Origin of the sequence: Mucilaginibacter sp. 22184 (assembly GCF_052045695.1) — a bacterium.
Classification (GTDB): Bacteria; Bacteroidota; Bacteroidia; order Sphingobacteriales; family Sphingobacteriaceae; genus Mucilaginibacter.
In genome coordinates this window covers 293,071-303,898 of sequence record NZ_JBQEPI010000008.1, presented here as the reverse complement: position 1 = coordinate 303,898, position 10,828 = coordinate 293,071, and the positions used below count along the sequence as shown (strand labels likewise).

Sequence of the window (10,828 nt, the reverse complement as noted above, 5' to 3'; positions counted from 1 at the left end):
TAAACTTTATGATAAAATACGTGCCACTATTATAAATAATTCATTTACAATGAATTAAATACAAAAAATATTAAATAAATCGTCCGTATCCGTACAGAATGTTCGCTTTTGAGCCATTTATTCTATCCATTTAGCATAGTATTAATAGTATATACGCTTTATATGACGCGCCCTCATATCAATAGGTTGCAGCAAATAATAAAAAAATATACAGTACTATGTATTGTATAGTACCATGTTATATATATATTTGTTTTAATTTTTAACCTTAACTATCATGAACATCAAAACATTACTATACACAGGCATTATTATCCCGATAATTTTTTGGGCCTCCACCATCATATGCGGTTTTATTCATGGTAACTATAACCACCTGAGTAATACTGTTAGCGAGCTTGGCGCCATGGGTACCCGATCCGAACCTTTAATGGCAACCCTAACCATGTTTGGCGCCATTTTAAGTATGTTTTTTATCATGGGTGTTTATGGGGCCTGTAAACAATTAGGCCTTAACCTTATCCCAGTATTTACACTGCCCGCGTTTACTTTGATGATGGGCTGGGTTGCCATGTTTCACGCAGGCAATCATCTTCATTCTGCTTCGGGGCCCTTTTTTTTACTGTTATACCTGGGCGCTTTACTGGTTGTCATTTTATGGCGGGGCAGACAAGAGCTGGTATCGGTCAGAATAATTTCCTTAATCAGCCTGTCACTCATGCTGCTTATATTTTTACGCTTTGTACCTGCTATTGAAAATGTTTATCCGGGCCTTATTCAGCGGTTTGCGCATTTGGGCTGGTCGGTTTGGTTCATGGGTTTGAGTGTAGGGCTCATCAGACTGGTTTCATTACAGGAAAATCAACAACTTTTAAATCACTAAAAATTTATATCATGAAAAAACTACAATTAATAGCGGTTATGGGTATCCTTTTATCGGTAACTGCCTGCAGATTTGGCAAAAGACATACTACTATTGTGGAAAATGCAAATGGTTTAACGGTAAGAATAGAATATGTGGGCCAAACCTATTTTACGCCCGATGGCACCGGTATTCAAAGCATTTCACCCAATGGCTATGTAAAATACTCGCGGGATGGCAAACAGCTGGTTGCCGAGAGCGACTATCATGGCAAGATCACTTATGAAATAAACGACGGCGGCAAACAAACTATGCTTGGCGAAGCCGACAAGGGATTTTTGGCCCTGGCGGTTAAAGACATGATCAGACACGGCCACAACGCCGATGGGCGATAACTCATAGGAGTTATCTAAAAAGCAGGTATAGTTATACCTGCTTTTTTTATGCATAATTGAAAACATTGATAATAATTAGCCGGTTTATAGGTTAAAAAGACATGAAAATAAAATTATACAGCCGTGTGTTTGGCTTATTATTATTAGCCCTGTTTAGTTATAGTTTAGTTAGCGCACAAACAGCACCAATGAAAACTCCAAAAGGCAACGACCAAACCCTGCAGATAAGCCGCAAAAAGATCGACTCTTTGGATAAAGCTTTGATAGCCCTGCTGGGCGAACGCGAAAGAGTGGTAAAAGAAATTGGTGTTTATAAAGCACAAAACAATATCCCCGCCCTGCAAGCCGACCGTTTTAAACAGGTGATCGAAAAAAGTATTGAGGCCGGTAAAAAAGAAGGGTTATCAGAAACTTTTGTAACCGAACTGATGAACGCTATACACAAAGAAAGCTTGCGGATAGAGGAAGAGATCAAGGCGCAAAAGTAATTGAAGCTTTGTTAAGCAATAGCATGATGCAGAGCCTACTCACCAGTCTACACTTTTTAATACACGCGTCATTGCGAGGTACGAAGACAACCGACCGGAGGGAGTTCATTAATACCAATAAAAACAAACACAACATTGATAATCCCCGATAAGCAGAGTCACCCTGTAAAGCATAGAGATTGCTTCGTACCTCGCAATGACGCGCGGAGAAAATTCACTCTATCCGCGAAGCCCGGGGCATGCATGCCTCAGTTTTCAGCTGACGTAAGCTGGAAGCTTACCACATGCCCTCCACGAGATATGCTTACGCTAATCTCGCGGGAGCGGATACTGATAGGCAATTACATCATCAAAAGCTTCTTATTTAATCACCATTAAATTTTTGTATTTAAGCGCATCAAAATTTTATTCAGGCTCGGCTACACCAAACGGAACAGGCTGATTATGAGATTTTTTGCCATTAAATAAGCATGGTATTAAACCGTATCAATTTCACACCAAGTTACTATAAATCAATTATTTATATCATTCAGCTTGCTTTATTCTCATTAACTTTAATAAATTTGGATTGCCGGAAACGTCCATTTTCAGCGTTATTCAAACCGGCATTCTATACTATAAATCCATGAAGAAAAAATTTTTAATTGCCTGTTTTATAGCGGGCGGCCTGGTAAAAACCGGAGTTGTATATGCTCAGGCTCCGTTTTCTGTCAGCAACAAATCGGTAAAGGTAATTGTATCTGAAAAAGAAGCAGGCTATAAGCTTACACCAACCGAAACACTTCAGTTTACAGACAAACCCCAACCCGCCGAAACAGAGGTTGCTGTTTTTGTTGATCCGGCTAAAACATTCCAAACCATGATGGGCGTAGGCGCTGCTTTAACCGATGCATCGGCCGAGGTATTCGCCAAGCTGCCAAAGGATAAGCAAAAAGAGTTTTTAACTGCCTATTACGATAAAGACAAAGGCATTGGTTACACACTGGCCCGCACCAATATCCAAAGCTGCGATTTCTCAAGTGATAGTTACAGCTACGTAAAAGAGGGTGATGCTGATCTGAAAACTTTCGATATCAGTCATGACAAAACCTACCGCATCCCTTTTATTAAAGCGGCTATAGCGGCGGCAGGCGGCAAGCTAAACCTGTTTGTTTCGCCATGGAGCCCACCGGCTTTTATGAAAGATAATAATGATGTACTGCACGGCGGTAAATTAAAACCTGAGTTTGACCAAAGCTGGGCCAATTTCTTTGTGAAATTTATCAAAGCCTATGAAAAAGAAGGTATCCCGGTATGGGGCCTTTCGGTACAAAACGAGCCTATGGCCAAACAAAAATGGGAGTCGTGCATGTTCACCGCCGAAGAGGAGCGCGATTTTGTAAAGAACTTCCTGGGTCCAACTTTGCACAAACAAGGCCTGGCCGAAAAGAAACTGATTGTATGGGATCATAACCGCGATTTACTTTACCAACGCGCCAGCACCATACTGGAAGATCCTGAGGCTGCCAAATACATCTGGGGTGTAGGTTTCCACTGGTATGAAACCTGGACAGGAGCGGGTCAGCAATTTGAAAGTACCCGCCGCGTACATGAATCATTCCCCGATAAAAACCTGATCTTTACAGAGGGCTGCATCGAAAAGTATGATTTTGCCAAAATTAATGACTGGGCAATGGGCGAAAGATACGGCCTGTCCATGATCAACGATTTTAATGCCGGCACTGTAGCCTGGACCGACTGGAACATCCTGCTTGATGAAAAAGGCGGACCAAACCACGTAGGTAACTTTTGCTTTGCACCGGTACATGCCGATACGCAAACCGGCAACCTCATCTATACCAGCTCATACTATTACCTGGGGCACTTCTCAAAATTTATCCGCCCGGGTGCCAAACGCGTAAGCGCGGTAGCCAGCAGGGATAAACTGTTAACCACCGCTTACCTCAACACCGATGGAAAACTGGCCGTGGTGGTGATGAACAAAACCGACGAAAAAATTGAATACAACTTATGGATAAAAGGCAAGGCCGCTAAAACAACCAGCCTGCCTCACTCCATCGCTACGCTTATTGTAGAATAAAGGAGTCTTATACTATATCAACTATATCTCTGGTGTGGTGGGTCATTTATGATCCACCACTATCATTACCGGGAAATGGTCAGACGGCAGTTTGGCCTCGTATTTATCTCCCTCCTTTGCTTTTCCACGATAGCTGTCGGTCAGTATCCCGTACCTTTTTACCGTAAAATCTTTAGTTAAAAATATATGGTCGATGCGTGAGGTAGTTTTGGTATTGGCGTTAAAATTATTGAAAGTACCATTCTCGGCATATTTAATGGGTGATAACTCATAAGCATCTTTTAAAGTGCCCGATGTATTGATCACCGCATAGCTGTCAGAAGTTTGATCGACATTAAAATCGCCCGAAAATATAACCGGGGCTTTGCCTGCGATAGCTTTGATTTTGGTTAAAACCAGTTTAGCGCTTTCCCTGCGGGCCACCACACCAATATGATCCATATGCAGGTTAAAGTAATAGAATTTATAGCCCGTTTTGATCTCCTGGAAAGATCCCCATGAGCAAATCCGCGGCAAGGCGGCGTCCCAGCCTTTGTTGGGCTTATCGGTAATGGGAGCCAGCCAAAAATCGCCATGGGTTAGCAGCTTAAATTTGGTGGTTTTATAAAAAATGGCCGAGAACTCGCCTTCGGTTTTACCGTCATCGCGGCCTATACCAGTGTAGGCATAATTAGGCATACTGGCCTTAAGGCCCTGTAGTTGATGGATAAGGCATTCCTGTGTACCAAATATATCAAAGTCATGAAACTGGATAAGCTTTATAATCACGGGCAAGCGTTGTTTCCACCCGTTGCCGCGTACAGAATCGTCATTACTGGCATTATCATTACGCATATTGTAAGTAGCTACCGTAAATTGCTGGGCAAACCCGGCAGTACAAGTAGCGATAGCCAGGATTAAAAGAAAAAAGAGTTTTTTCATGATGATTTGATAAATATGAACAGGCGGCGAAAATAAGGCCTGTGTATTAAACAAGCGTTAATTAACGAAATAAATTACTAAACTGTAAAAAGGCCTGTCAGTCTGAGCTTGTCGAAGACGCCCTGCCCACCATGGTTCGACGGGGCCCATCATGACACCCTATTTTTTATTCGTTTTCCCTACCCAAAAACAACGGTTTTATTCCCGTAAACAAAAACACGGTCTTCAATAACCAGTTTAAGTGCATTGGCTAATACGGCAGTTTCAATTTCCTGGCCGGCTTTTACCATGGTAGCCGCCGTAAACGAGTGATTTACCGGGATGATCTGCTGGGCGATGATAGGACCTTCGTCCAGCTCGTTGGATACGAAATGGGCTGTCGCACCAATCAGTTTCACCCCACGTTCAAAAGCCTGCTTATAAGGATTGGCCCCGATAAACGCCGGTAAAAATGAGTGATGGATATTAATGATCCGCATCGGGAACCGGGCTACAAATGCAGGCGACAGGATACGCATAAACTTGGCCAGCACAATATAATCCGGATTGTATTGCTGTATCACATCGGCCATTTGCTGCTCCAGCTCTTCACGGCCGTACTGCTCATGCGACAGGTGGTAAAAAGGCATATCAAAGCGTTCGCAAATATTTTGCAGGGTAGCGTGATTACCTATTACGCATTGCACCGTTGCACCCAGCGTGTTAAAATAATTGCGGATTAGGATATCGGCCAGGCAATGATACTCTTTGGTTACCATCACCACTATTTTTTTATGCGGCGTAGGATTTACCGATATAATAGCACCGGCAGGTAACACGTCTTTCAATGTATCCTCCAATCCGCTGGTATCGCCCTCCTCCACTTCCAGGCGCACAAAGAAAACATCTTCGGCTTTATCCACATGTTCGCGCATGGAAACTATATTGAGCTGATGTTTGGCCAGTATAGTAGCTATGGAACCTACCAAACCAACCTGGTCTTTACATTGAATAACAATAATCATGATATCAGGGTACAAAAAGAATTTGCCCGTAATTTACAAACAGGTATCATTTATACAAACAATTATGTAGTTTAAATCAGCGTCATGTATCGTTCGGGCGGCCATCTCCGTAATTACATGATATAAACCTTACATTATGAAACAATTTCTTTTAATGATCACAGCGCTGATCTTATGCAGCGCGAGCGCTTGTAATAAGGGCAAACTCCCGGCGTCAACATCTGTTATGGGGCAATGGCGATGGGTTAAATCAGTAGGTGGTATCGGTGGCTTTACCATAACACCCCAAAGCTCCGGTTTTACCCAACGTTATCAGTTTAATGACGATAGTACCTTCCGTTTTTACAGAAAAGATACGGTAGCCGCGCAGGGTAAATTTTCTATCGTGAGGAACATCAAATCTAACCCGCAACCTATCGATGTACTGAAAACAGGAGGCAATGGGTTCGACCAATCCCTGCTGATCAGGAATGATACGCTGTACTTACACGATATAGACATAGCCGATGGTTACGGCAGTATTTATGTGCGGATAAAATAGTTTTTAAGTCGTTAGTCCGAAGTTTTGAGTTCGAGGTCGTAAATCAAAAACCTTCGCTTTCCTGACTTTAGACTCAGGACTTCGGACTTACGACTCAACATCGGGTATAAAATTCACCTGGTTTTCCTGTTCAAACGTTACATAAACGCGGCGCCAGGGCTCATCGTTGATCAGGCGCCATTTATGGGCTGTGCCGGTGGTATCGGTGGCTATCAGTATTTCGCCTGGTTTTAATATAAACGTTTCGCCGGTACGAGTCTCAAATTCCAATGTACCCAATAAGGTGATCACGTATTGATTGGTTGGGGCATTGTGCCAGTCGAAAAATGAATGCGGCGGCGACTCCTGGAAACGCACAGATAAAGCTTCGTTAAATTGAGCTTCGGCTACGCTGCCTGTTTGCACATGTGAGTTGCCATCGGCCCCGGTATATAATTTATATGCTTTGATCATTTTTATGGAGTGCTATTTGCACTGGCGGCTAAACTAATACATTTTAATGTTTTAGTGATGAAGCCTGCATAACGGCATTGTAAATTATTAAATGACTACTGCCCGCGCCCGAAAAGTTTCACTTAGATATACTAGCCCTACAAATTCAACAAAATACCCTAAAGCCTGTTATAGTTTTACTGTCCGTGTAACTTTTACCCGACCATTAAATGCAGGCATATATTTTCTTGAACCAACCGCTTTAAAACACTATTTTTATTGCGTACATTTTTATCCGGGAATAAACCGGCCAATTAAAAAAATGAAAAAACTATTCCTTTTACTATGCCTTATTACGGCGGCTCATAGCTTTGGCTTTGCAAAATCCATCGCCATAAATCACTTTGTTGTAAAAGAAAACCCTTTTGCTGTTGACGAGGTTGCCGTAGTTGCCACCGATACCGCCGGTGTGATACAGGAAGATGTAAACGGGGTATTCACCTTTGTGATGAACGGTTTCCAGGAACAGCTCAAATTTGAAAAGGGAACCGCCTTTTATCGCCACAAGCTTGATCGCTCTGCCTTTTTATATGCCAAACACATGAACGACAGTGGTACACATGCCATCCTGTATTACATTTACAAACATGATAGTAAACTAAGCCCCTTCCATATCAGTTGGATATTACTGGTAGCCATTCCGCTGGCGCTGGTACTGCTGGCCTATATGTTTAAGCGGTTTATTATTATAGCGGTGGTGATATTCTGCATATTTCTGTATTTCAACTATCACAACGGCCTGAGTATGCCCACCTTTTTTGAAAGTATTATTGATGGCCTGAAGGGAATTTTTTAGATAAGCTGAAAGCCGAAAGTTGAAAACCTGGAAAATCAATAAATCATTAATTCAGCAATTAGCCTAATTCAATAATTCAATAATTCAATAATTCAATAATTCAATAATTCAATAATTAAAACGGTAGCCCGATACCAAAATTCAGCTGCATAAAGTTGTAGCTGTCGCCTGCCGTAACTTTTCCACTGGCATCTTTGCTGGTGGCATTGTTTTGGAGATAAGCCTTCTTAAACGGGCCATCACTAAATAATTCACCAAAGTGTTTGATGAGTACCCACTGATCGGAGCCGTTAAACTGTGGATCTTTAAATTTAAATGCCGCGTCGAGCCTGAAGATAAAGAAGCCGAGGTCGAACCGTAAACCTGTACCTACACCTACCGCGGTGGATTGCAGCAAATTATTAAACCGGAACTCACCATCCGGATTTTCGGCCTTTTTGCCTAAACGCCATACGTTGCCGGCATCCATAAATACCGCTCCCTTTAATTTGGCTCCCCAAAAGTTATTGGCTATGGTATACCGGTATTCGGCATTGCCAATTATTTTTATTTCTCCAAACTGATCAAGATATTTTAAACCTGCGCGGGTATTATAATTATCGCCATAAAAGGTACCACGGTTAAACTGTCCCGGACCTAAGGTACGTGGCAGCCACGCCCTTATATCATTAGCGCCACCGGTATAAAAGTTTTTTTCAAATATCAATTGATCACTGTTACCGTAAGGGATACCAATACCCGGATTTATACGGAATATAAATTGCCGTTCCCCACCCAGCGTTTTATAAATACGCAAGTCCAGTTCGGTTTTGGCATATTGCGAAAAAGTATAGCCAAATACTTTACGCTCATTATCCGCATCTCTTGAGGTATTAAACACGCTGCTTGCCAGGCTCAGAAAATTACCCCCAATATCTAAACTACCGCGGAAATAGGTAAAATTCTTATAAGAGTTTAGTTCAAGAGCGTTATACTGAAAAGTATACTGGCTACCCGTGGTAAATGTAGTACGACCAATTAGCCGCACATACGAAAGCCTGTTTTGGCTGATCAAAGTATCTCTGGCTGCGGGATCAAGTATACCCCGTGAAAATTCGACACTGATAGGTGTAATGGTATGTTGTTTACGCCCGGTTTCAAAAAAATCATAGGTAATTGAGTTGATAAAACTCTCGCGCCTTACCAGGCCTTTTTGATAAAACAATGAATAGTTACTGGAGAATGTTGTATGCGGTACACCAAATTTACCCAACAATGGAAAATCAAACGGTGTTAAAATACGGGGATAGATCAGGTTAACCCCTGCCCTCAGCTCCTGGTTTTGGATGCTATGCCCATTATCAAATAAAATACTCCAGTTTAATTTTACCTGTAATATAGCAGCCTGTTTAAACACATTACGGTTGGTGAAGGTGTTACCTATGTTATAACCAAAACGCCCGCCGCTAAACAGGATCTCGCCCTCCACACGGTCTGACATTTTTTTGAGCGGCACAATATCTATCTGCGTATTGAGCCGGTTGGAGCTATCGGCCAATTTTGAATAAGTGGGATTGGGCACATTACGGAAAACATTTAATTCCGAAAGCCTGGTAGTGGTTAATGTTTGCTTATCTATATTATAAAGCTCCCCCTTCCGAAGAAAATCATAATCCTTTACTACCCTCGGCTTAAAACGGCCCGAGAAGTCAACAAACCTGAATTGCGAATCAACCTGCAAGGTGTCGGCCTTACCTGTTGTGCGGCCGCTACTGCGCGAAATGGTAACCAGCGTATTATTGAGGGTGTAAACTGGGTGCTCCTTTTTACCTGCCGGGTTATCAATGATCATTTTAACATCAACCACGCTATTATTAAAGGTGGAGTCGTAATCAAAACTCACATACTGCCTGTAAAAATCAAAGTAACCATTCCGCTTCATCAGCGAGTATATCTCATCCCGGTCATGGGCCAGGCTATCGGTATCAAAACGTGCCCCCGGCGAAATGTGGGATATCTTAACACGGTTGGCGTCGAATAAATTTTTAATGTTTCTATCGGCAATACTATCTGATACCTTCCGTATCCGGAACATAGGGCCCTCCTGCGCGGTAAAAACCAGCTCGGCCTTTTGTTTTTTAACAACAATGCTATCCGTTACCTTGGCTTTCAAATAGCCACGGTTCTGGATATATCTTTCTATCTGAAAACGCGAAAACTCCACCAGGTTACTATCCAGGATGGAGGGTGCTGTGCCAAAATTACGTTTGCCGTTTTTGTTAAAGGTGTAATAAAATTGAAGGTCGAGCCAGTTATTGGGCTGCTGCTCCTTATCTACATAATTTACAGCCGCTTCGGCAAATTCCTTATCAATACCTTTAATGGTGATTTTGCGCACTATTACCTGGTTTTTTTTTAAACCACGGGTACTGCTACAGCCCGACCCAATAATGAGCAGCAAAATACTTAATATTGTAAGGCGGAAAACAGCAGGGTTTATATATGCTTTCAAAATCACAAATCAGTTTATTATCATCCTTACAACATAAAAAGTTTCGCAGGGAACATGGTTTATTTATGGTTGAGGGTTACAAATCGGTTACGGAATTTATAAACTCTGCCTACCAGGTTGATACCGTTTACCATACCCCTGCAATTGCTCCAAAATTGCTGAATTTATCCCGAAAAATAAACTTTCAGGAAATTTCATTAAATGAACTCCAAAAAATCAGCACACTGAAAACACCGCAAGAGGTAATTGGTTTGGTCAAGATACCAATATGGGCGGTATTAAATTATAAAGCGCTCGAAAAAAAATTTTCGCTGGTACTGGATAGCGTGCAGGACCCGGGCAATATGGGCACCATTATCCGCACGGCCGATTGGTTTGGCATACAGGATATTATCTGTTCTGAAGATACCGTTGATGTATACAACCCCAAAGTAGTGCAGGCTACCATGGGTTCCCTGGCGCGCGTTAATGTACATTATGCCGATCTTTTAAATATGCTGCCGCAGATCAAACTACCTATATTTGGTGCCATGCTAAATGGGCAAAACATGTACAATACTCATTTTGGCGCCGAAGGCCTGCTGGTGATGGGTAATGAAGGCAATGGTATCAGCGCCGCCATTGAACAGTTGATAACCACCGCCGTAACCATTCCCAGGGCCGGAAATGCCGAATCATTAAACGTGGCGATAGCTACGGCGATACTCTGTTCTGAAATAAAAAGAAATTCAATGAAATAAATGTTGGCTTTCCAAAAA

11 protein-coding genes are annotated in these 10,828 nt (G+C 42.2%); 7 read left to right on the top strand and 4 right to left on the bottom strand.

The window, feature by feature from the left end; translation table 11 throughout:
• The first annotated feature begins 277 nt into the window (after positions 1-277).
• The 4 genes from ACTJKG_RS19290 (at position 278) to ACTJKG_RS19275 (ending at position 3,825) form a co-directional block, all read left to right on the top strand.
• Positions 278-883 (top strand): DUF998 domain-containing protein, encoded by a 606-nt coding sequence (locus ACTJKG_RS19290; protein ID WP_440740169.1) that lies wholly within the window; start codon positions 278-280, stop codon positions 881-883.
• Between the two features lie 11 nt (positions 884-894).
• Positions 895-1,257 (top strand): hypothetical protein, encoded by a 363-nt coding sequence (locus ACTJKG_RS19285; RefSeq protein WP_172338133.1) that lies wholly within the window; start codon positions 895-897, stop codon positions 1,255-1,257.
• A gap of 101 nt (positions 1,258-1,358) precedes the next feature.
• A complete protein-coding gene (locus ACTJKG_RS19280) occupies positions 1,359-1,745 on the top strand; it encodes a chorismate mutase (protein ID WP_172338134.1) in 387 nt (128 codons plus the stop codon).
• A 625-nt stretch (positions 1,746-2,370) separates the two neighbouring features.
• Positions 2,371-3,825 (top strand): glycoside hydrolase family 30 protein, encoded by a 1,455-nt coding sequence (locus ACTJKG_RS19275; protein WP_440740168.1) that lies wholly within the window; start codon positions 2,371-2,373, stop codon positions 3,823-3,825.
• 42 nt (positions 3,826-3,867) lie between these two features.
• Here ACTJKG_RS19275 and ACTJKG_RS19270 read toward each other — a convergent pair whose 3' ends face one another.
• Both ACTJKG_RS19270 and purU read right to left on the bottom strand, forming a co-directional pair.
• On the bottom strand, positions 3,868-4,746 hold the full coding sequence (locus ACTJKG_RS19270; RefSeq protein WP_440740167.1) for an endonuclease/exonuclease/phosphatase family protein: 879 nt from the start codon (positions 4,744-4,746) through the stop codon (positions 3,868-3,870).
• Positions 4,747-4,925: 179 nt separating this feature from the next.
• Entirely contained in the window at positions 4,926-5,750 is an 825-nt protein-coding gene (gene purU / locus ACTJKG_RS19265) for a formyltetrahydrofolate deformylase (protein WP_440740166.1), read from the bottom strand.
• A 136-nt stretch (positions 5,751-5,886) separates the two neighbouring features.
• On the opposite strand from purU, the gene ACTJKG_RS19260 reads away from it, so the two are divergent.
• A complete protein-coding gene (locus ACTJKG_RS19260) occupies positions 5,887-6,291 on the top strand; it encodes a hypothetical protein (protein WP_440740165.1) in 405 nt (134 codons plus the stop codon).
• Positions 6,292-6,378: 87 nt separating this feature from the next.
• Here ACTJKG_RS19260 and ACTJKG_RS19255 read toward each other — a convergent pair whose 3' ends face one another.
• Positions 6,379-6,744, bottom strand: a complete 366-nt coding sequence (locus tag ACTJKG_RS19255; RefSeq protein WP_172338139.1) for a hypothetical protein — start codon at positions 6,742-6,744, stop codon at positions 6,379-6,381.
• Positions 6,745-7,045: 301 nt separating this feature from the next.
• Here ACTJKG_RS19255 and ACTJKG_RS19250 point away from each other — a divergent pair, with 301 nt between their 5' ends.
• Entirely contained in the window at positions 7,046-7,579 is a 534-nt protein-coding gene (locus ACTJKG_RS19250) for a hypothetical protein (protein ID WP_172338140.1), read from the top strand.
• 115 nt (positions 7,580-7,694) lie between these two features.
• Here the strand turns inward: ACTJKG_RS19250 and tamL are convergent, their stop codons facing one another.
• Positions 7,695-10,070: a translocation and assembly module lipoprotein TamL gene (tamL, locus tag ACTJKG_RS19245; RefSeq protein WP_440740164.1), complete on the bottom strand. Its 2,376-nt coding sequence runs from the start codon at positions 10,068-10,070 to the stop codon at positions 7,695-7,697.
• On the opposite strand from tamL, the gene ACTJKG_RS19240 reads away from it, so the two are divergent.
• On the top strand, positions 10,061-10,810 hold the full coding sequence (locus tag ACTJKG_RS19240) for a TrmH family RNA methyltransferase (RefSeq protein WP_172338142.1): 750 nt from the start codon (positions 10,061-10,063) through the stop codon (positions 10,808-10,810). The genes tamL and ACTJKG_RS19240 overlap by 10 nt on opposite strands.
• Positions 10,811-10,828: the final 18 nt, after the last annotated feature.